This is a genomic window from Rhodococcus chondri (assembly GCF_036327435.1).
In the GTDB taxonomy this organism is placed as follows: Bacteria; Actinomycetota; Actinomycetes; order Mycobacteriales; family Mycobacteriaceae; genus Rhodococcus; species Rhodococcus chondri.
Window position 1 is genome coordinate 1 of sequence record NZ_JAUZMZ010000016.1, and the last position, 22,408, is coordinate 22,408.

A 22,408-nucleotide genomic window follows, 5' to 3' on the forward strand; every position below is an offset into this window, starting at 1 on the left:
TCTTCACCTGCGAAGTGCCTTCCCGCCTGCGTGATGGAACCCTAGAGAAGTCCCATTATGCCCTGCAGGACAGGCGCTTTCGCTTATCTACATGCTCGGATCGGTGAACAACCACGAATTTTCCAGGCTAGTACGTCGACGCCGCCCGGTGGCTCGCCCGATCAGAAGGGGGGCGCGTCGCAGCCCATGAGCATGCCGGAGCGCAGAGGCCACCGGGACACCCGCCGAAGCAAAGACGATCAGACCGATTGCCCAGTATTCTCGGGTCGGACACAATGCCGGTAAGTCCTTCGTAGCGGGATTTTGCCTCCGCGGATCGAGAACCCGCCCTCGCGGGTAAACTGCCGATCCGATTGCAGACTCGGGCTGGCGGCTTACGACCCTGCTGGCCTGATCTCGTCGATCAGCCCCCACCGCAGAGCGTCCGTCGCGTTAATCGGCACCGCCGTGACAAATAGGTGCAATGCCCGCCACCTGCCGATTCTGCGCGGAATGCTTACGGTGCCACCGGCTCCCGGGATGAGCCCCATGGCCACTTCCGGGAGCCGGAACATCGTGCCGGGCTCCGCCACCACCCTCCCGGCGAACGCAGGTATCTCGATACCAGCGCCGATACAATGACCGTGCAAGTGCACTTCGATTCGATCGGCCAGCTGCGCAACGAGCCGTCCTGCTCCCCCACGCGTGCGGATCAGGTGAGCAAGAGTGATATCGGGGGTGCGCCCGAACTCGTCGAGGTCACCACCCGCACAGAACGACGAACCCACCCCCTCGAGCACCACCTGCTCAATACTGTCGTCGAGTACCACGAGCCGCAGACCCTCCACCAGAGCGTCACGTAGTGCGGTCCCGTACGCATTACGCCGATCGGGGCGGTTGAGGGTGATGCGCAGTACGTCACCGTCGCGCGCGATCAGCACCGGTTCGTCGCACGGCGGCGGCAGCGGCCGCGACCCGCGTTCGGTGAGCCACGCCGCGAATTCGGGCCCACCCTGCAACATGGAATATGCGAAGGACTCGACATCGATCGCTGCGGGTGCTGCCAGAGTCTCCGACGCTCGTAACACCTGTCGTAGCGTGAGCGCCGCCTGAGGGTTCTTCTCGACCGCGTCGGTGAACGCGGCAATAGCCGCGTGGGGATCGGCGGTCTCTACCACACCACGCGACACCGCACGGGGAGCATAGGTGAGATCAAGTGCATCAATCAACGGTGCGAGGTCCGCTCGCACCTCCCGAGTGGAGCGCCCGATCAAGAGCCGGTCCGCCAAGGCAGCCTGCTCGACCGCCCCCTCGAGGCCGCCAACAGGAGCCTCGTCCAGGTCGACGACGAGCCACGGATTGCTCACCACACCACCCTCGGCGAGGAGCGGCTCTCCCGCCGCGTCTTTCGTCAGATCGGCGACGGAAAGGGTCCCTGGTCGTGCCGTATTCATACGTTTTCCGTCCTCATGCTCTAACCGGTAGGTGCCGCAACGACTGCATCCCCTCGATCTGCTGTCTCTCGTAGGGAAGAGCACCTACGCGAACCGAACGGCGATGCCCGAGGTCCACAGCATCCGGTGGCTCACCAGCACAGGTCGGAGAGCCGTCACGTTACCAACCTCCGTCGCCGCGGTCCGACCACAGGCGCTTCGATCGCCCCGAGCCCGAGAGGCAGCACAACATCTCCAGGTCACCGCATCATCAGGGTTCCGCCATCTATCGGGAAAACCTGACCCGTCATGAATCGGGCTCCCTCGTTGGAGAGGAACGCCATCACCGGAACGAAATCTCTCTCGACGTCGCCGAGCTTCCCTCCTAGCGGCACCGCGGTGGCCATGTAGGCGTCGTGTGCCGCCAATTGTTCTGCGGTCATCGACGCGCGGGTCTTGTCGTACATGGGTGTCCAAATGGCAGGAGCAATGGCGTTGACAGTGACGCCGTACTTGGCCCATTCCTGCGCTGCCGTTCGGGTCCAGGCGATCACAGCTCCCTTGCTCGCCGAGTATGCAGCCTTGTTCTTAAGGCCTTGAACACCCGCAGCGGACGCGAAGTTGATTATTTGTCCACCGTCGTCCTTCAGATAACGGAAGGCTGCTTGGTTGGTGAGGAACGTGCCCGTCGCGTTGATGTTCATGACGCGATTCCAGGTCTCGAGTGGAATTTCCTCTGCCGCGCCCCCGGGAGCAATACCCGCTGCGTGGATCAATACGTCGAGGCCGCCCAGGGTATCGACGGCCTGTGCTACCGCCTTCTCGACCGACTGCTGGTCCGCCACATCGCATTGCACGAATTGCGCTTTGCTCTCCTCTGCGATCTCCCGCCCCTGACGTTCTGAGATGTCGAGGGACACCACTTCGGCGCCGAGGCCGGGGAAAGCCCGTACCAGGCCCTCTCCCATCCCACTGGCGCCGCCTGTGATGATGATGCGCCTATCCTTCAGTGTTTCGAGCATCCAAATTTCCTGTTCTCGGGAGTTGTCGACGTAGCGCCCACAGCACATTTTGGTTCACGACATCTTTGCGATCACGTCCCGACCGAAGCGTTCGAGGGTCTCCGGCTCCGCGAAATCATGGAACCGAAGAACAAACAGCTCCACGCCGTTCTCACGTTCTGCGTTCAGTTGATCGACCAGCATGTCCGCTGTTCCGACAAGCGGTGCACCCCAACTCTGCGCGGGCATTCGGCGTGCGGTCGCGGCCACCACCTCCGGAAGTTGCTCGATGTCGTGCGCGAACCCCACTGCGTACTGCGCCGAGATCCGTGCTTGTCCGCGCAACGGCGCCAACTCGTCGATCCGGTGCCGAGCACTTCCCAGACAGTTCCACCAGTCTGCGTGGTCCGCCACGAGCGGCATTGTCAGTTGCTTGCCTCCACCGCCGATATGGACCGGAATGCGGCTTTGTACCGGAACAGGCAAACCGTACGCGCCACGAAGCCGGAAATGCCGGCCGTCGTAGTCGAATGGCTCTCCCACACACATTTTCCGGAAGATCTCGAGGGTTTCCCCGAGCGCCTCCGCACGTTCACGCCGCGACCCGACCGGGATGCCGAACATATCGAATTCCGCTTCGACCGAGCCCCAGCCGAGCCCGAGGTCGAGTCGCCCGGCGCTGATGTTGTCCACCGTGGCTGCCATCTTTGCCAGCAGTGCGGGATGGCGGAGCGGGTTGCATCCCACCAGGTGTCCGAGCCGAATTGTGGATGTGGCGCCGGCGAGTGCAGTGAGCAATGTCCAGCTCTCGAGGCTGTCGGTCGGTTTGCCGCCGGGCGAGTACAGATGATCCATGAGCCAGAACGAATCGAATCCCGCACGCTCGGCCGCGAGGGCGCGAACCCGCATCCCGTCGAAGCCGATACGGAACTGCGGTACGAAGACTCCAAATTGCACAGACATCGACGGCTCTCCTGTTTCTCGATGCGTCAGAAAGGCAGGTACCCGCCTTCGGCGCTGCCGGACCGTTCACGGCTGGCCCGGAAGCAACCGGAGGAACAGTGCCTCGGCGTCTGCCGTGACCTCGGACCCGTGCGACAAGCGGCCCGATACCCACGTCTTGCGACCGTCGATCCGGTCGATGGTCGCTTCTACCAACAGCGGGGTGTAGATCGGGGTGATCCTGCGGTAGTTGACTTTCAGAAACGCCGTGCGCGAGTGTGGTTGTCCCTTCGCGCTGACGAACATGCCGAGAAAGTCGTCGAACAACAGCGGGATCGTCCCACCGTGGACCGCACCGTTTCCACCGAGGTGTACATCACTGAACTCGAGGCGCGCGCAGAAGACCCGCTGGTCGAGGTGCTCAACATCGAACGGCACCAGGGTCGGATGGCCGCGCGAACTCATCCCGGTCCGCCACGACGCACGGTTCGCCTCGACCGGCTGCCGGACAGATTCCAATCGGTCGGCTAGGGAACGGAACTCGGTTCGCAACGCCGCTGTCAATTCCTGATCGGGCGCCGAAGCACACAGTGCAGCATGCATTCGACGGAACTCGGCGATGAGGGTTTCGAATTCGATCCCGCCCTTGCTGACCGCAGCATCCGTCCCGACCTGTCCGGTCATCCCTTCTCCGCCGATCCGGAAGGGGACAGTTGCAGTCCCGTGGGCACGGTTCCGATGATTCCGTTCTGCTCGAGTGCTGCCAGTTCGTCGTCGTCGAGTCCGAGTTCACCGCCGAGAATTTCCCGATTGTGCCGCCCGAGCGTGGGCGTACCGCTGCGGTGGGAGCGCTCGGGTCCGACGGAGAATCTCATGGGCCAGCCCTGGTACCAGTCGGGGCCGGCGTCATCGTGGTCGAAGGTTTCGTAGTACTTCCGATGCGACAGTTGGGGGTCCTGCAGATAATCACTGCTGACGGCGACCTTGGCTGCGGGAACGCCGTTGTTCGACAGAAGTTTCGTCAGGTAGGCCACGTCATGCAGCGATGTGATGTCGGCCAACAGAGCGTCGAGCCGATCATGTGCTGCATGACGGCCTTCCGGTGTGGCAAAGTCCGGATCCCCGAAGCGGTCCGGGCCGAGTGCCTCGAGCAGTGCGTTCCACTCTGCGTTGTCGCGCACCGATAGGGCGATCCAGCCGTCGGTCGTGGGGTACACGCCCTGCGGCGCAGCCGAGACGCTCCGATTTCCGACGCGATGCCGAATCTCCCCTGTCATCGAATGGTGAATGACCGGTTCCGGGCACGCAGTTGCTCCGACCTCGATCTGGCATACCTCGACCAATTGTCCACCGCCACCTCGACGCCGATGTTCCAGGGCGGCGAGCGTCGCGACGACCCCGTGCATCGCGACAAGCGGATCGGTGTAACCGCCGGGAGTCTGCGGTTTCCCGCCGGGCGGGCCACTGATATAGGACTGTCCGGCTACCTGTTCGAACGCGTTGCCCCAGCCGACGTAGCCGCGCCAGGGTCCTTCGAGGCCGTACCCCGGCATGCGAACCATGACGATATTCGGGTTGATGTCGCGAACGCGGTCCCAGCCGAAGCCGAGTGTCTCGATCACGCGCGCCGAATAGTTCTCCAGGAGGACGTCCGCGGAGGCGAGGAGTTGCTCGAGCAGTTCCCGACCCTCGTCACGGGTGAGGTCCAGTGTGAGTGACCGTTTGTTGAGGTTGACCGCTCGGAAGCGACCGAACTCGTACCATCGGGGGCCGAGCGCGGGCCCGGACATGTTGAATCGGAAACCGTCCGGCCGCTGCAGGGATTCGATCTTGACGACGTCTGCGCCCATCGCACCGAGGTACGTGCCACACGCGCCACCAGCCCAGAAGGTGCCCAGGTCCAGGACTCGCACTCCTGCCAGCGGACGCTGCGGGTCGGCTCCCGGTGTGACTGCGCGCGGCAGGCGACGCGGCCAAGGCGCGGCGAGCACCTCGGCGGTGTGCTCACCCAGCCGCGGCGCGGGCCGGTGCCACTGTGCGGGACTCCCGGACAGTCGCCACGGGAAGGACGGGTGAAGAAACTCCCCGTGCCGGGAGCCGGCACGGGTAAAGAACTCGCGTTCGGTCCACTGCGCGCTCCGCACGATGGATGCACCGTCGTAAACCGGGACGGCAGGGATACGCAAGGCCTGACACAGTTCGACGACATCCTCGGCACGCTGGTCTGCAAGCCACGCGTCGACACGGGCCTCGAAGCCCACGCGGTCCGGCCCCCCGGTACGCAGCGCGTCCTGCTTGTCGGCGTACTCCTCCGCGTCGACGAGCGAGCACACGTCACGCCACTGCTGTCCGGTGAGAACGTTGATGCCGACCCACCCGTCGGCGCACGGTTTGACACCGAGGAGCACATGGCCGGGGCTGTTCGGACCTCGACCCATCCTGGACAGGACACCATTGGTGAGGACCGGGAACGACGTCGTGGAATGCGCGCACTCGAGAAGCGAGGTGTCCACATCGCTCCCGCGACCGGTGACGCGGGCGGTCTCGACCGCGGTGAGGATTCCCACCGCCAGGTAGGTGCCCGCGATGAAGTCCAGGTAGGCGCCGCCGACCTGGGTAGGCGGCGAGGACGCGCCGCCGCGGGCAGAGACCCAGCCCGCCCGGGCCTGAAGGGTCAAGGTGGAGGCGGGCAGGTTCGCATCCGGGCCGTCCTGGCCGAAGTCCGAGAGCCGAGCGATCACCAGGGCCGGATTGTTCTCGCGCAGCAGTGCAGGCGCCAAGCCACGTTCCTCGAGTCCGCCAGGGCCGAAATTCTCGACCAGAATGTCGGCGCCCGTGACGAGTTCGCGGACCCGGTCGATCTCGGACGGGTCGAGCACGATGCCGCGTTTGTTGGCCGAGACGTACCCGAACACACCGCCGTCGGTGTGCGCGGAGTCGTCGGAGCGGAACGGGCCTTCCCGGCGAAGAGGATCACCCTGCGGGTCTTCCACCTTGACGACATCGGCTCCGAGGTCGGCGAGCAGTCGCGCCGCGAAGGGCGCGGCGATGCCGGTGGCGAGCTCGACGACGCGCAGACCGTCGAGCGCTCCGACACTCACGACGACGCTTCCAGCAACTCGCCGAGACGGCCCAGATGCCATTGCGCGGAGCCGAGCCGAAGTTCGGTATTTTTTGCCCACAACAGATACCGGTGCACCGGGTAGTCCAGCGCAACCCCGATTCCTCCGTGCAGTCGTTGAGCAGTACCGGTGACCCGGGCCGAGCCCTCCGACGCCCAGAACTTGGCGATGGAGACTTCTCGCTCGGCCGGCAATCCACGGTCCAGCCGCCACAGCGCCTGAAACGTCGTCACGCGGATGGCTTCCGTATCGATGAACGCTTCTCCCGCATGGACCTTGACCGCCTGGAACGTCGCGATCACCCGTCCGAATTGCTCACGCTCGTTGGTGTAGTCCGCAGTCAGACGGAGCGCACCCTCACACACTCCGAGCAGTAGAGCTGAGGATCCCGCGACAAGTCTTTGCCAGACCCACTGCAACGCAGAATGGTTCGGGTCCAGACCGGAAATCACCTCATCGGGAGCCACCACGACCCCGGTAAGGGTAACTGTGGCGTCGGGTTCTCCGTTGGTGGTGTCCTGCGCGGTCGTCGCTACGCCTTCGGCATGCGGATCGACAAGCACCAGGACTGTGCCGTCGGCTGCGTCCGCGGCGACCAGGATCCGGTCGGACTGCTCCGCCCACGGGACCGACGGGAGCGCTCCGTCGAGGATCCAGCCCTCGCCGTCGCGGCGGGCTGTGGGGTGGGAACTGCGCTCGGTGAGGTCGATACCGACAGTCAGGATCCGGGAGCCGTCGACCAGGCCGGGCAGCCACGTTCGGCGTTGGGTCTCGGAGCCGAAACGATCGACCGCAAGCGCCGCAACCGTCGAATACAGCACCGGCACGCGGGCGAGTCCGCGACCGCATTCGGCAAGCACGAAGCCGAACTCGACGAGACCCAGCCCGCTGCCGCCGACGTCCTCCGGTAATGCAATACCGAGCAGACTCGCGTCGGCGAGGGCGGTCCACAACTGTGTGTCCGGCCATTTCGGGGCAGACGCATCCCGTGATGCGACCACTGTGGCGGTCAACTCGCGTACCGCAACCTGTTCCTTGGTGGGCGCGAAATCCATGGTCAGTCCTCGTCTTCCGATGTAATCGATCTACTGCGACGGATACTCATCGCTTCGTGCGAACCATGCCCAGCGCCGATGTCGAGATCATCTCCAGCAGCATGTCGTTGTTACCGCCACCGAATGTGCCCACGACCGCGCCGCGATACGCGGTCTCGACTCGTCCGTGCAGCACAGCGGCCGGAGATCCGTTTCGCAGGGATCCTGCATGACCGAGCACCTCGAGCAGGTCGGCAGTTGCCTCGATGAGCATCTCGGTGCCGTACACCTTCGATACTGCCGCGTCGTGCGGGGTGAGCGCACCGCCGCCGTTGGCCAGTGCAACCATGCGCCAGTTGAAGAGTTTCATCGCCTCGAGCCGCGCGTCGATCCGTGCGAGCAGGTGACGTACCCACGGCGTGTCGATCAGGCGGCCACCGCCCGGCGTCTCGGCCGCAACGGCCCACTCCCCGACCTCTTCGGCGAGGCCGAGAATCCAACCACGCGACGCCGCGAGCGCGACACGCTCATGGTTGAGCTGGGTGGTGATCAACCTCCAACCGTCGTTCTCGTCCCCAACACGATTCGCCACCGGGACGCGCAGGTTCGAGTAGTACGTCGATGTCGTCGCCCGCACGCCGTCCTCGGCGATCGTCGGTAGCGGTGTGACCTCGAACCCGGGACTGTCGGTGGGCACAATGAAGATCGACAGGCCCTTGTGCTTGGGTGCGGCCGGATCGGTGCGGGCGGCAAGCCAGATGTAGTCGGACACCGCGCCACCGGTGGTGAAGATCTTGTTGCCGTCGATGACGTACTCGTCGCCGTCGCGCACGGCCCGGGTCTGCAACGACGCGAGGTCCGTGCCGGAGGCGGGCTCGGTGTACCCGACCGCGAAATCGATCTCGCCACTCAGGATCGCCGGAAGGTACCGTTGCTTCTGTTCCTCGGTTCCGTAGGTCATCAGGGTCGGTCCGACGGTGTTTAGCGCGAGCATCGGAATGGGTACGCCGGCGCGCTTGGCTTCGTCGAAGAACACGAACTGTTCGAGTTCGGAACGACCTTGGCCGCCGTACTCGACCGGCCAGCCGATCCCGAGCCAGCCGTCGCGGCCGAGTTTTCCGGAGATCTCCATCAGTCGGTCCCGGCTAAAGATCTCTTTGCTGGAGCGTTCTTCGGCAGTCACCAACTCTGTGAAGTAGGCGCGCAACTCGTCCCGGAGGGCCAGCATGCTTTCGGTGAAAGCGATGTACATCGCAACCTCCATTCCCGCGCTAACCGCGAATCAGCGTCTCACTCATCAACTCGATGTCGCCCACGAAATCGTCATAGCTGCGGCTCGATGGCTCGATCGTGATCCAGGTGACGCCGGCCTCGCGATACTCGTCCAGTCGCGGTGCCAGTTCGGCACAGAACGTAGCGTTGTCGGCGGTGCGGAGCAGCTCCTTCTCGAACGGCACGAAGCTCACGTCCATGTCCGGCTTGCCCATCTCGGCGCGACGCTTGTTCTGCGCCGTGATCAGAGAACGAAGCGTGTCGATGTTCTCGAGAGCCGGGGTGCGGGTGATTTCGGCCGTGCGCGTGTTCTGTGCCATGGGCATCCATCCGTCTCCGGACTCGACGGCACGGCGTTGCGCCGCCTTGCTGTTGCCCCCGATCCAGATGGGCGGGCCACCGATCTGTGTGGGCAGCGGAAGCGAAATATGGTTGCTCACGGCAAATTCCGAGCCCGTGTGCTCGGTTCCTGCCCACGTGGCCCGCATCGCGGCGATAGCCTCGTCCAGCAGTTTGCCGCGTCGCGCGAAATCGGCTCCGAGCGCATCGAATTCCGGTTTCAGATATCCGGCAGCCATTCCGAGGGTCAGGCGACCGCCGGACAGGACATCGAGGCTCGACGCCGATTTTGCACCGAGGTAGGGGCTGCGGTATCCGGCGACCATCACGTAGGTGATGAGGCGAATCCGCCGGGTCGCCTCCGCGGCCATACTCAGGGAGACGAACGGATCGAAGGCATGGTGCCCTCCGTCGGCCAGCCAGTCCTTGTCCGGGTAGGGATGCTCGCTCATCGAGAAGCCGTCGAAGCCGGCGTCCTCGATGAGTCGCGCGGCCTTTCCGAGACTGCCGTCCCCGATCCACTGCGGATAGTGTTTGACCGCGCGCATCGGGAACATCAGATTGAATTTCAGCGTCATGGTGTGTCTCTTCCTGTCAGCGCAGCAACTCGCGGGCGATGACGACGCGCTGCACCTCGGTGGCGCCCTCGCCGAGACGCTTGACGCGCAGGTCGCGGTACCAACGTTCGAGCGGCAGTTCGTCGGACAGGCCCAGCGCACCGTGGATTTGGATGCACCGGTCGAGAATCTTGAATGCGGCTTCGGTGCCGTACATTTTCGACACCGACGCATCGACCTTGACGTCCTTGCCGAGATCGGCATTCCATGCGGCCTGGTACATCAGCAGCCGTGCCGCGCGCAGTTCCACCTCGCACTCGACGAGCATCCATTGGATGCCCTGCTTGTCGGCGAGCTTGCCACCAAACACGTCGCGGTCCTTGGCCCACCGACATGCCATGTCGAGGGCTTGCTGTGCGATTCCTATGGGTCCCGCGGCGTACATGATTCGGCCGTAGACGAGGAAGTCGCTCGCCAGGGCGAAGCCCTTGCCCTCCTCCCCGATCAGGTTGCCGACCGGGATCCGCACGTCCTCGAAGTGCACCTCGTACGGAGCGAACGACGCCATGACGTTGATACGACGGAAAGACACTCCGGGGGTGTCTTTTTCGACGATGAAGCACGAGATCCCCCCGCGGCCTTCACCGGTGCGTGCGTACACGACGCCCCAGTCTGCATTCTCCGCGTGACTCGTCCACATCTTGCTGCCGTTGAGCACGTAGTGGTTGCCGTCACGGACTGCCTTGAGCTGGATGGCGCGTGCCGGATCGGAGCCGCCGGATGCCTCGCTGATCGAGGTGTAGGCTTTGGTCGCCGTGCCGTCGATGATCGGCTGGGCAAACTTCGCAAACTGCTCGGGTGCCGCCTTGAACATCACACTCGGCGGGTTGCCACCAAAGGCTCCGAGTGCCGGGAAAAAGGCTCCCATACGGCATTTGGCAGCTTCTTCGGCGACGATAACCTGACCCAAGACGCTCAAGCCCGCACCGCCGTACTCGGCCGGAGTTTGCATGGCCCACAGGCCGAGCGTGCGTGCCTTCTCCTGAAGCAGCAGCAACCGTTCGCGGGGCAGGCCCGCGGCGTCGTGCGGGAGAGTGTCCTCGAGCGGATGCACCTCGGTCGCCATGAACCGGCGCACGGTGTCGCGCAGCATGCGGAACTCTTCGGGCAGTTCCCAGGCACCTGTGATCGACGTGTCTTCGACGGTGGTCACGAGACTCCCTCTAGACGGTCGAGCCGAAGCGGCGAGCGCGGGCGTTCGCGAGCTGCGGTTCGTGGTTCGCGTCGTACTGTTCGATCCAGTCCTGCGGGAGCTTGCTCCATGCCTCTCCGATACGCAGGCGTCCCCCGTCGTGGAGGATCTCGGCGCCGACGACGTCACCGACGAAGATGGTGCTCTCCTGCACGTCGAGCGACCCGGTGACGCGGGCCTCGACGTAGCTGTGGGCATCGAGAAGGATGGGTGCTCCAGTGACACCCGTCTTGGTCCGCAGCTTCGAGATCTTGTCGCCGTCGCGGCCGGAGCTGCCGCCCAGGGTCATGAGGATCTCGAGGGACTTCTCGATCTGGTCGTCCTCGGCACTGAGCATGTGCATCACGAAGATCCCGGATTCGAGCACCATGTCGTGCGTCTTGTTGTATTTGGTGAGACTGATGGTGGCGCGAGGAGCCTCGGGAATGATGCTGGCCGACCCCGCGGACAACGACATGAGACCGTTGGCGAATCCACCGTTGACCGTGGTGATGGCAACCGGGAACGGACGCAGGCCGGCAAGAGCGCGGTTCGCGGCATCGGTATCGAAGGTCATGGAACTCTCATTTCGTTGTCGGAACGGATGGGACGTGGCGTTGCTAACGGGACGGGGTTAGGGCCCTAGGAAGAGACCGGGTTCAGGAAACAGTCCACGTGTTGTTGCCGTGGAGAACCTGCTGCAGATCCGCCGTTTCGGTCTCCTTTGCGCGGACGACCTGCTCACGGGCGGCGTCGTCGTAGGTGGAGCGCACAACCTGACGCACGATTCCGGTCACGGTGTAGTTGAGGCCCTGGTCCGACAACCGCGACAGCGCATAGGCGTATTCGGGGTCGTCGGTGTGCGCGTCGTGGACGATGATATGGGCCGGGTCGACGTCGCTCGTTCGAGCGACACTCAAACCGAAACCTTTGCGCACCAAGCAGAGTCCTCCGTCGGCGCCGAACACGACGGGTTCGCCGTGCCGCACGTGGATCAGTCGCGACTCCGCCCCGTCCTTGCGGAGAGCGTCGAACGACCCGTCGTTGAAGATCGGGCAGTCCTGCAGGATCTCGACGAATGCGGAACCACGGTGCTGGGCGGCCGCGAGCAGAACCTCGGTCAACCCGGCGCGGTCGGAGTCGAGTGCGCGTCCCACGAAGGTCGCTTCTGCGCCGATCGCCAGCGACATCGTGTTGAACGGTGCGTCGATCGATCCCATGGGCGTCGACTTGGTGACCTTGCCGACTTCCGAGGTGGGCGAATACTGTCCCTTGGTCAACCCGTAGATCCGGTTGTTGAACATGAGGATTCGCATGTTTACGTTGCGTCGCAGCGCGTGGATCAGGTGATTGCCACCGATGGACAGGGAGTCGCCGTCACCGGTGACGACCCACACCGACAGATCCGGTCGGGTGACGGCCAATCCGGTTGCCAGGGTCGGGGCACGGCCGTGGATCGAGTGCACGCCGTAGGTCTCGAGGTAGTACGGGAACCGCGAGGAGCAGCCGATGCCCGACACGAACACGATGTTCTCGCGCTTGAGACCCAGCTGCGGGAGCATGCTGCGAACCGTGGCGAGGATGACGTAGTCGCCACATCCCGGGCACCAGCGCACTTCCTGCGAAGACGTGAAATCCTTCGCCTTCTGCGGCACGTCGGTGTGTGGTACGTCGGCGAGGGCGCTCAGGCCCAGGTCGACGCCGATACGGGTGCTCGAATCGATTCCGTTCGAGATGACACTGGTCATGGTGTTCTCCAAATCGGTGCGCGTCGTCAACGGGTGACGACAGCGGCAACGGCGGCGGGTGTCTTCGCTGCTTCGATGGCGGTCAGGGTTCCGGCGAACTCCGCGAGGAGCGCCTCGTGCAGCTCCTCGGCGAGGAACGCCATTCCGGACACCTTGGTCACGGGCTGGATGTCGGCGTCGAAGCGGGCCTTCAGCAGCATCGACAATTGGCCGAGGTTCATTTCCGGTACCACCACGCGCCGGTACTTTCCGAGGACTTTCCCGAGGTTGGCGGGCATCGGGTTCAGGTGCCTCAGGTGTGCGCGAGCGATGGTATGGCCGGAGCTACGCACCCGGCGCACGGCTTCGCCGATCGGCCCGAACGACGATCCCCATCCCAGCACCAGGATGTCGGCATCTGCGCCCGGATCGTCGACGATCAGATCCGGCACCTCGATACCGGCGATCCGCGCACCGCGCACCCGGGTCATCAGTTCGTGGTTGTCGTGGGTGTAGGAGATATCGCCGGTCCCGTTGGCCTTTTCGAGCCCGCCGATTCGATGTTCGAGTCCCGCAGTGCCGGGCACGGCCCAGTCTCGTGCCAGGGTCTCGGGATCGCGCGCGTAGGGCAGATGTGTTCCGGGCTGCTCCGCATCGTGCGGCGCAACGGCGAGGTCGGATTCGATGGTGGGCAGAGAACCGATGTCCGGGATGGACCACGGTTCCGAGCCGTTGGCGATCGCACCGTCGGACAGCAACATCACCGGCGTCCGGTAGGTCACGGCGATCCGTGCGGCTTCCACCGCTGCGTCGAAGCAATCGGCGGGCGACTGCGGCGCGACGATCGCGACCGGGGACTCACCGTTGCGCCCGAACATCGCCTGCAGCAGGTCGGCCTGTTCGGTCTTGGTGGGCAGGCCTGTGGACGGGCCTCCGCGCTGGACGTCGACGATGATGAGCGGGAGCTCGGTCATCACCGCGAGGCCGATCGCTTCGGACTTGAGCGCGACACCCGGCCCGGACGTGCTGGTCACTCCCAGGGCTCCACCGTAGGATGCCCCGATCGCTGCGCCGATGCCGGCGATCTCGTCCTCGGCCTGGAACGTCACCACACCGAATTGCTTGAGCTTGCTCAACTCGTGCAGGATGTCCGACGCGGGGGTGATCGGGTAGGTGCCGAGGAACACGTCCATACCGGCCCTCTGCCCCGCCGCGACCAGGCCGTAGGCCAGGGCGGTGTTGCCGGTGATCTGGCGGTAGGTGCCGGCGGGGAGTTTCGCCGGAGCGACCTCGTAGGTCGTGGCGAACGACTCGGTGGTCTCGCCGTAGTTCCACCCGGCCCTCAGTGCGAGCATGTTGGCTTTCGCGATATCGGGTTTCTTCGCGAACTTCTGTTCCAGGAACTCTTCGATCGCTGCCAGCGGTCGCCCGTACATCCAGGACAGGACACCGAGAGCGAACATGTTCTTGGACCGTTCGGCGTCCTTCTTGCCGATGCCGACGGATTCGACCGCGCCGATCGTCAGCGTCGCCATCGGAATGGCGTGTACGTGGTACTCCTCGAAGGCGTCGGATTCGAGGGGATTACTGTCGTACCCCACCTTCGCCAGATTGCGTTTGGTGAAATCGTCGGTGTTGACGATCAATGTGCCGCCGCGCGGCAGATCGGAGATGTTCGCCTTAAGCGCCGCAGGATTCATCGCGACCAGCACGTCCGGCCGGTCGCCGGCGGTGAGGATGTCGTACTCGGCAATCTGGATCTGGAAGCTCGACACACCGTGCAGAGTTCCCTGAGGCGCCCGGATCTCGGCGGGGTAATTCGGCTGAGTTGCCAGGTCGTTACCGAAGGCGGCAGCCTCGGCTGTGAATTGGTCACCTGCGAGCTGCATACCGTCCCCGGAGTCACCCGCAATGCGGATCACCACCTGTTCGAGCTTGGTCGCCCCTTCGGACGACCGTTGCTCCGAATCCGGAGCCATTGTCTCGGAACTCATCGTTCTATCCCGTTCCCTTCGGAAAAGCACCGTGGTCCGACGCAGTTCGCGTCAGGAAGTCGCCGAGACCGGCGGTGAACATGTCGTTGTCGTCTCCGGTGACCATGTGCCCTGCTTCACGCACATCGATCACCTCCAGATGTGTTATCAGAGAGAGCATCTCGTCGACACCGGCCTCGGACACCACGTCCGATGCCTGTCCGCGGACGAGCAGCACGGGACGAGTGATCCTCCGTGCTGCCTCCGATGCGCGCTGGCGGATTTCCTCACTGACAGGTGCGTCCGGATCCGTCGAGTCCTGAGGGGCGAGCATGGCCGGATCCCAGTGCCAGTACCAGCGGCCGTCACGCAGGCGCAGATTCTTCCGGAGGCCGTCGACGTTGCCTGCGCGCGGCGCCCCGGCTTTGTAGACAGAGACCGCCTCGGCGGCCTCCTCGAGGGACGCGAATCCGGCCGGTGCGCTTTTCATGAACTCGCGCACCCTGTGACCGCCACCCATCTCGACCGTAACGGCGATGTCCACCAGGACGAGGATCTCGGCGAGATCGGGGGCCTCCCCGAGACCGATCAGTGCAACCTTGCCGCCGAGAGAGGCCCCGATGATGGCAACCGGCAGTCCCGGATGTTCATTTCTGACGGTTTGAACAATTTTGTGGAGATCCGCCAGATGGGCCGAGACACCGTAGCTGCCGTCGACTGCCCACTCGCTGTCACCGTGCCCTCGCAGATCGATCGCATAGGCCACCCATCCGGTCTGCGCGAGGCGCGCCGCCGTGCGACGCCAGGAGTGCCGGGTCTGCGCCACACCGTGCAGGAAGAGCGCGATCCCGCGTACAGGGGTGTTGTCGTCCCCAGCCGGCCACAGGTCCCCCACCAGGGCGACCCCTGCACCCTCGAACGTTGCGCGACGCGGTGTCGACTGCATTCGCTGCACCTCCCTCACCGAAACGTCGAACCTCGTGCAAGTCGTCAGGCGCCCCGAGCGGGGTTTCATCCACCCGTTCGGGGCGCCTGAGCCCAGACTATCTGACAGTTCTGTTCATTTCTAGTGGGAATCTGTCGGAACTTCGATTACCACCGCACCGGCCTGTCCACCGCCCGCACACATTGCCGCGACACCGATACCTCCACCACGACGGCGCAGCTCATGGATAAGGGAGATCACCATGCGTGCACCGGAGGCCGCCACCGGATGTCCGAGGCTGCAACCACTACCCAGTACGTTGACGAGGTTCTCATCGATGCCGAGCTTCTTGCAGGCCGCGATCGGCACCGATGCGAACGCCTCGTTGATCTCCCACAGTGCGACGTCGCCGATTCCGACGCCTGCGCGGTCGAGCACCTTGGGGATGACATCGAGTACGGCCAGGCCCGTCCGGGCCGGGTCCACCGCCGACGCCGCCCACGCCCGCACTGTCGCAAGGGGAGTCAGCCCCTGTTCCGCCGCGAATTCACTGCCGACTATCGCCACCGCGGCGGCCGCGTCGTTGATGCCGCTTGCACTTCCCGCGGTCACGGAGAATCCCTCGATCTCGGGGTGCAGCAGCTTCAGGCCCGAGAGCTTCTCGAGCGTGCTGTCCCGCCTCGGGTGTTCGTCGGTCGTGAACTCCACACGACTACCGTCCGCCTGCAAAGCCTGGACGGGCACGATCTCTTCCTTGAAGGCGCCTGCTTCGATCGCAGCGATAGCCCGCTGGTGCGAGCGAACGGCCCACGCATCCATTTCTTCGCGGGTGATGCCGACTTCTTCGGCCGTGTTCCACCCAACGGTGATGGACATGTCCATGTTGGGGGCCTCGGCAGTGTCCGGGTGCGACGGCGGCATCCACTTCTCGGTGAATTCGTCGACTGTGCCCGGGGTTCGGAACTTCTGCCACGGCGCGGTCGACGACGAGTTGGTACCGCCGGCGATGATGGCCTTTTCGGCTCCCGCGATGATCGTCGCCGCAGCGTTACCGATCGCGGTGAGGCTCCCCGCGCAGTGCCGATTCACGGATTGTCCCGGCACCTGCAGCATTCCGGCCACGACTGCCGCGTGCCGCGCGATGTCACCGCCGCCGTAGTTGGACTCGGCGAGGATGATGTCGTCGATCTGCGACGCGTCGAGGCCGGAGCGACGTTGCACCTCTTCCACCACCACCTGCGCGAGTTCCATCGCGGTGGTCTCTTTCAGGGTGCCCTTGAACGCGGTCCCGATCGGGGTGCGAGCCCCTGCCACGATGACGGCGTCGATTTTTCCGTTGTCGGTCATATTCTTCCTTACGATTCCGGAGTGTTCGGTCAGCCGAGGGTGAAGGGGTCGCGCGTCTGGCCGCTCAGTTCCACCCACACAGCCTTGGTCTCGGTGAAGTCCTTGATGGCATCGATGCCGTTCTCACGGCCGATACCGCTTGCGCCCATGCCACCGAAGGGAACATGCGGAGACACTGCCCGGTAGGCGTTGACCCACACCGTGCCCGCGCGGAGCTGTCCCGCCACGCGGTGCGCACGGTAGACGTCCTTCGTCCACACAGATCCCGCGAGCCCGAACTCCGTACTGTTCGCCGCCGCGATCGCCTCGTCCTCGTCGGTGAAGGTCGATACCGCGAGCACGGGACCGAAAACCTCTTCGGCCACAGCCCTCATCTCGGGCGTCACGTTCGTGAGCACGGTGGGCTTGACGAAGAATCCACCCAGCTCCTCTACGGGTTCACCACCGTAAGCGATCGTGGCACCCTGCTCCCGAGCAGATGCGAAGTGCGAAAGGACCTTCTGGAACTGCGGTTCGTTGGAAACCGGCCCCATCTCGGTCTTCGGATCCTTCGGGTCACCGATCACGATCCGCGACGCACGGTCGACCACCCTCGCGACCAGTTCGTCGGCCACCGACTCATGCACCAGCAGCCGCGAACCGGCCAAGCATGTCTGTCCGGTGGCCGCGAAGATCCCCGCAACGACACCGTTGGCCGCGGCATCGAGATCTGCGTCGGGGAAAACAACCTGCGCCGACTTACCGCCGAGCTCGAGGGTGAAGCGGGTCATGTTCTCGAGCGCGGCCCGCCCGACCTTGATCCCGGTCCCGGTGGACCCGGTAAAAGCGATCTTGTCGACGCCTGGATGCGACGCCAGCGCGGCGCCGGTCTCGGGTCCCCAGCCGGTTACCACGTTGACGACACCGGGCGGAAATCCCGCTTCCTCGAACAGTCGTCCGAAGGCCAACGTCGATGCCGGAGTGTGATCGCTCGGCTTGATCACGAATGTGCATCCGGCAGCGAGGCCCGCCGCCAGCTTCCAGGTGAGCAGCAGCAGCGGTGAATTCCACGGTGTAATCGCGCCGACGACACCCACCGGTTCGTGCGTGGTGTACACGAGGAAGTTCGACTTGTCGGTCGGAACCACACTGCCCTCGAGCTTGTCTGCAAGCCCGGCGTAGTAGTAGTAGTACTCGGGCAGGCCCTTCATCTGCCCCGACATTTCGCGCATCAACTTGCCGCCGTCGCGCACTTCGAGTTCGGCGAGGTTGTCGGCCTCGCGCGCGATGATGTCGCCGACCTTGCGCAGCAGCTTGCCGCGAGCAGTGGCCGTGAGCCGGCCCCATTCGCCGTTCAGCGCTTCGCGTGCCGCCTCGACGGCGCGGTCGATGTCCTCCTTGCTTCCGTCCGGTACTTCTGCCCATGGCTTCCCGGTATACGGATCGAGGCTCCGGTAGGTCTTGCCGGAAGCTGCCTGGACCTCGGCACCACCGATCACCTGGCCGAATCGGAGGAGCCGGTCTGCTTCGACGCTGCTGCTCATGTGTACTCCTGTTCTAGCGCGTTGTGGGAGCGCGGTCAGCGGAAGCGCGGGGTGCGCTTGTTCTTGCGGGAATCGGATCGACCCTCGCCCTGGTTTCCGATCTGCGTGTACGACAATCCGTTCCGCAGGGCCGTCGTCGGGTTCATGTCGAGGGCTTCCCAGATCGCGCGGACCGTGCCCTGGATCGCCTCGGGCCGGCGACCGGCAATCTCCGTGGCCAATTGATGTGCTCGCCCCCGCAACTCCGCGGTGGGTGTCACCTCGGTGACGATGCCCGCGCGCAGCGCCGTTTCCGCGGTCATGCGTTCGTCGCTGCCGAGCAGTGCCCACCTCAACACCTCACCGACGGGGATTCCGCGGGCGAGCATGCCGATCGGTTCGACCGCCGAGACCATTCCGCCGTTGGCGTGCGGATCGAAGAACGTGGCGTCCTCCGAGCAGATCACGATGTCGGACTCGTTGATGAAATACATTGCGCCACCGGCGGCCATACCGTTCACGGCGCACACTACCGGCTTCCAGACACGGTGCTGTTTGGGTCCGAGGTCGATACCCGGATCCTCTTGGTTCCACCTGTTGAGGTGCGTCCACCACGCTCCTTCGCTGAGGTCGACACCGGTGCAGAACGCCCGTTCACCGTTGGCGCGCAGAACCGCGACGTGGATGTTGTCGTCATCGCGTACCCGGGCCCACGCAGCGGCCATATCATGGGCCATCGTCTCGTTGAAGCAGTTGAGCCGCTCGGGCCGATTCAACGTGATGGTTGCGATGTGGTCGGCGACCTCGAATTCGATCGTCTCGAACTCGACCACCTCGGTGGCGGGGGTCGTTCCGGGTGCGTCACTGTTGGCGGGCGCCACCTGTCCGTCGGGGTCGATGAATTGCTTCCGTAGTTCGTGCTTGGCGATCTTGCCCAGCGGGTTGCGGGGAATCGTGTCGAGGATCTCGATCTGCTCGGGAAACTTCCGCACGTTCAATTCCGTGGTCCGCAGGTAATCGCGGACGGATTCGAGCGTCGGCGGTGTATCGGGATCGACCGGAACCACGATGGCACACACTCGTTCACCCGATACCGGGTCGGGAAGGCCGATAACTGTGACGTCCGCGATGGTCGGATCACCGATCAGGACCTCCTCGACCTCGCAGGCCGAGACGTTCTCCATCTTGCGGACGATGATGTCCTTGATCCGTCCGGTCACCGAGACACAGCCATCGGCGTCGAGGAAACCGAGGTCGCCGGTCCGGAAGAACCCATCGTCGTCGAACGCATCGGCATCGAGGGAGGAGTCGACGTAACCCTTGAACATCTGTGCTGCGCGTAACCGGATCTCACCGATTTCACCGGCGGGAAGCTGTCTGCCGTCCGAATCGACGACTCGGATCTCGCCGCCGCTGCCGGGTACACCTTCGAACTCTGCGTGCTGAAGGTCGGTGTTGTCGGGTCGACCCCATGTCGCGTACGGGCATTCGGTCATTCCGTAGCCGGAGATGATCCCGACGCCACCGAGTCTGTTCTTCGCATCCAAGTGAAGGGTTCGCGGACGTCCGGATCCGCCCATCAGCACGGCGCGTGCCTGCGGGAACAGGGGTGCGATGCCCCTCTCACGGGAGATCCGCAGGTACTCGTTGGTGAAGGGGAGGCCGGAACCGACGAGTGTCACGCCCTGTTCGATGAGGAAGTCGGTGGTCTCTTCCGGCACGAACGTTGCGCCGACGAGCAAGGTATGTCCCATTTCCAGCGCGTGCAGCAGGTGGCCGAGACCACCGACGTGTCCGACCGGGATGAGCGCTGCGCACCGGTCCTGCGGTGTCGTCTGCACATTGTCGGTGAACGTTGCGGCGGCAGCGAGCAGGGTACGGTCGGTGTGCTTGACGCCCTTCGGTGCAGACGTCGTACCGGATGTATAGAGAATCCACGAGATATCCGGACCGAATCGTGTTTCGGAGGGCATCGACGCGCGCGGCGGCAGGATCGCCGGGGTACTCGCCGGCATCGAAGCATCGACGACGAGGACGTCCATCCCGGGCCTGGCGGTGGCCAGCCGCGCGGCCATGCCGGCGTGGTCGAATCCACGGAATTCCGATCGGACGATCAGCAGGGACGTCTCGAGTTGGTCGGTGATGAACTTGACTTCCTTGTCCCGCAGCATCATCACCAGCGGATTCTGCACCGCTCCAAGTCGGGTGAGGGCCACTGCAAGGGCCATGGATTCGACCGTGGTCGGCAACTGCCAGGACACGACATCGCCGGCGCGAACACCGCGCTCGTAAAGGGCAGCGGCGATACATTCGGCGAGATCGCGGAATTCGGCGAACGTGAAGGAGCGGCGGTGTTCGTCGACCGCGAACTCCGCGCCCGGCGTCGATTCGGCGCGGGCCTCGACGAGCTCCCAGATCGTTTCGGTACGCAGGCGGGTGGATGTGGAGGTTGTCAACGTTTCGCTCCCACGGCGATAAGGTCGTCTGCGACGACACGTTTGAGGATCTTCCCGGCCGGCCCGAGGGGCAGTTCGCTGCGGAACTCGAAGCGGCGCGGCTGCTTGTAACCGGCCAGTTCAGCGCGGCACAAGCTGGTGAGTTCGGTAGCGAGGCTCTCGGTGTCGACACCGGCGCGGGGCACGACCACGGCGACCGGCGTCTCTCCCCACTCTGCGTCCAGCACTCCGACCACAGCGACCAGGTCCACGTTCTCGTGGTGGCCGATGACTCGTTCGATCTCGGCCGGATAGACGTTGAAACCGCCGGAGATGATCATGTCGGTCTTGCGGCCGGTGATGTGCAGGTACCGCTCGCCGTCGAGGAATCCGAGGTCGCCGGACCACAGACCCGTCGGACGGAACGTCTCGGCGGTCTGCTGCGGACGGTTCCAGTACCCGATTGCGTTCGCCTCGCTGACGATGACGATCTCGCCGATCTCGCCGGCGGGCAGTTCACTGCCGTCCGCATCGACGATTCGGATCGAGCACATCGGTGTCTCCTGCCCGCACGACGTGCGGATCGAATCCTTGCCCGCCACCATGTCCCGGTGGTCCTGCGGTGTGAGAATCGTGGCTTGGCCACCACATTCGGTCAGTCCGTACCGCTGCTGCAGGTCGCACCCGAGCATGTCCATGGCCTTCTTCGCCAGGCCGGGCGGAACCGGCGCCGAGCCGTAACTGATCCGCCGGAGACTGGTTACATCCCGCGCCGGACCTTCTTCGAGGATCTTCAGCGTGCGCTGCAGCATTGTCGGAATGAAGGTCGTGAAAGTGATTCTACTGCGTTCGATTTCGTCGATCACTGCTTGAGGATCGAATCGCTGATGAATCACCATGGTTTGGCCCAGGTACGTCCATGCCAGGGTGCGCACCATACCGCCGGCGGTGAAAAACGGTGTAGTGGCGAGGAAGACGTCCGAGCGGTTGCCTTCGGTGACGAGGTTGGTGTCGACCGCCTGGGCGAGCATGCCGCGATGCGCGTGCACCACGCCTTTGGCTCGGCCGGTGGTTCCGCTGGTGTACAGAATGAATTGGATGTCGTTCGGTGTCAGGTCCGCGGGGGCCGGGTCGATCGACGATGCGGCACGCAGTGCGGTTTCGTATTCGACGCCGACGGCGTCGCCGCCGATCTGGACCACGGCGTCGAGCTCATTCAGTTCGATGCCGAAGCGTTCGACCTGAGCGGAATGGACCACCGCCGCGCGTGCCCCGGAATCGTCTCTGACGTGCGCCATCTCATCAGGCGCGAGACGGATGTTCACCGGAACGGTGACAAGACCGGCCTTCGCGAATGCGAACGTAATCTCCGGCCATTCGATGCAGTTGCGCGCGATAACCAGGATCCGGTCGCCCTTGACCAGGCCGGCGGCCAGAAAATGGTTGGCCAGGCGAGTCGCCCGTTCATCAACTTCGGACCAGGTGTGAGTCCGCCCGCCCTCGATCACAGCGGGTTTCGCCGGGTAGCGGCGGGCGTTGTTGCGTGGGATATCTCCAACGAGCACGGGCTTCTCGCAATCATGTTTCAG

General features: G+C 64.4%; 17 protein-coding genes and 1 pseudogene. All 18 read right to left on the minus strand.

Annotated features, from left to right (window positions below; genetic code table 11):
* Positions 1 to 374: 374 nt before the first annotated feature.
* The 18 genes and pseudogenes from Q8814_RS04745 to Q8814_RS04830 all read right to left on the minus strand — a co-directional run bounded on the left by Q8814_RS04745 (position 375) and on the right by Q8814_RS04830 (position 22,384).
* Complete coding sequence (locus Q8814_RS04745; protein WP_330150866.1) at positions 375 to 1,433, minus strand: enoyl-CoA hydratase/isomerase family protein; 1,059 nt, start codon at positions 1,431 to 1,433, stop codon at positions 375 to 377.
* Between the two features lie 239 nt (positions 1,434 to 1,672).
* On the minus strand, positions 1,673 to 2,434 hold the full coding sequence (locus Q8814_RS04750; protein ID WP_330150867.1) for an SDR family NAD(P)-dependent oxidoreductase: 762 nt from the start codon (positions 2,432 to 2,434) through the stop codon (positions 1,673 to 1,675).
* A 54-nt stretch (positions 2,435 to 2,488) separates the two neighbouring features.
* Positions 2,489 to 3,376, minus strand: coding sequence for an LLM class flavin-dependent oxidoreductase (locus Q8814_RS04755; protein ID WP_330150868.1), 888 nt, complete (start codon positions 3,374 to 3,376; stop codon positions 2,489 to 2,491).
* A 66-nt stretch (positions 3,377 to 3,442) separates the two neighbouring features.
* Positions 3,443 to 4,039 (minus strand): PaaI family thioesterase, encoded by a 597-nt coding sequence (locus Q8814_RS04760; RefSeq protein ID WP_330150869.1) that lies wholly within the window; start codon positions 4,037 to 4,039, stop codon positions 3,443 to 3,445.
* Positions 4,036 to 6,456 carry a CaiB/BaiF CoA transferase family protein gene (locus Q8814_RS04765; RefSeq protein WP_330150870.1) on the minus strand — a complete coding sequence of 807 codons (2,421 nt, stop codon included), beginning with the start codon at positions 6,454 to 6,456 and terminating at the stop codon, positions 4,036 to 4,038. The genes Q8814_RS04760 and Q8814_RS04765 overlap by 4 nt, the downstream gene beginning before the upstream one ends.
* Positions 6,453 to 7,532, minus strand: coding sequence for an acyl-CoA dehydrogenase family protein (locus tag Q8814_RS04770; RefSeq protein ID WP_330150871.1), 1,080 nt, complete (start codon positions 7,530 to 7,532; stop codon positions 6,453 to 6,455). Before Q8814_RS04770 ends, Q8814_RS04765 begins: the two co-directional genes overlap by 4 nt.
* A 46-nt stretch (positions 7,533 to 7,578) precedes the next feature.
* Entirely contained in the window at positions 7,579 to 8,763 is a 1,185-nt protein-coding gene (locus Q8814_RS04775; RefSeq protein WP_330150872.1) for an acyl-CoA dehydrogenase family protein, read from the minus strand.
* Between the two features lie 19 nt (positions 8,764 to 8,782).
* The gene (locus Q8814_RS04780; protein WP_330150873.1) at positions 8,783 to 9,700 is read right to left on the minus strand and encodes an LLM class F420-dependent oxidoreductase; all 918 of its coding nucleotides are present in this window, start codon (positions 9,698 to 9,700) and stop codon (positions 8,783 to 8,785) included.
* Between the two features lie 16 nt (positions 9,701 to 9,716).
* Positions 9,717 to 10,832, minus strand: coding sequence for an acyl-CoA dehydrogenase family protein (locus Q8814_RS04785; protein ID WP_330150904.1), 1,116 nt, complete (start codon positions 10,830 to 10,832; stop codon positions 9,717 to 9,719).
* 70 nt (positions 10,833 to 10,902) lie between these two features.
* Entirely contained in the window at positions 10,903 to 11,487 is a 585-nt protein-coding gene (locus Q8814_RS04790; protein WP_330150874.1) for a flavin reductase family protein, read from the minus strand.
* A gap of 82 nt (positions 11,488 to 11,569) precedes the next feature.
* Positions 11,570 to 12,658, minus strand: coding sequence for a 2-oxoacid:ferredoxin oxidoreductase subunit beta (locus Q8814_RS04795; protein WP_330150875.1), 1,089 nt, complete (start codon positions 12,656 to 12,658; stop codon positions 11,570 to 11,572).
* Between the two features lie 26 nt (positions 12,659 to 12,684).
* Complete coding sequence (locus Q8814_RS04800) at positions 12,685 to 14,631, minus strand: 2-oxoacid:acceptor oxidoreductase subunit alpha (RefSeq protein WP_330150876.1); 1,947 nt, start codon at positions 14,629 to 14,631, stop codon at positions 12,685 to 12,687.
* 4 nt (positions 14,632 to 14,635) lie between these two features.
* A complete protein-coding gene (locus Q8814_RS04805) occupies positions 14,636 to 15,556 on the minus strand; it encodes an alpha/beta fold hydrolase (RefSeq protein WP_330150877.1) in 921 nt (306 codons plus the stop codon).
* Positions 15,557 to 15,676: 120 nt separating this feature from the next.
* Positions 15,677 to 16,882, minus strand: coding sequence for a thiolase family protein (locus Q8814_RS04810; protein WP_330150878.1), 1,206 nt, complete (start codon positions 16,880 to 16,882; stop codon positions 15,677 to 15,679).
* Between the two features lie 29 nt (positions 16,883 to 16,911).
* Positions 16,912 to 18,405, minus strand: a complete 1,494-nt coding sequence (locus Q8814_RS04815) for an aldehyde dehydrogenase (RefSeq protein WP_330150879.1) — start codon at positions 18,403 to 18,405, stop codon at positions 16,912 to 16,914.
* 35 nt (positions 18,406 to 18,440) lie between these two features.
* Positions 18,441 to 19,217 carry an enoyl-CoA hydratase/isomerase family protein gene (locus tag Q8814_RS04820; protein ID WP_330150905.1) on the minus strand — a complete coding sequence of 259 codons (777 nt, stop codon included), beginning with the start codon at positions 19,215 to 19,217 and terminating at the stop codon, positions 18,441 to 18,443.
* Positions 19,218 to 19,373: 156 nt separating this feature from the next.
* A pseudogene (locus Q8814_RS04825) lies at positions 19,374 to 20,840 on the minus strand (AMP-binding protein); the annotation flags it as partial.
* A complete protein-coding gene (locus Q8814_RS04830; RefSeq protein ID WP_330150880.1) occupies positions 20,837 to 22,384 on the minus strand; it encodes a class I adenylate-forming enzyme family protein in 1,548 nt (515 codons plus the stop codon). The pseudogene Q8814_RS04825 and the gene Q8814_RS04830, both read right to left, overlap by 4 nt.
* Positions 22,385 to 22,408 lie beyond the last annotated feature (24 nt).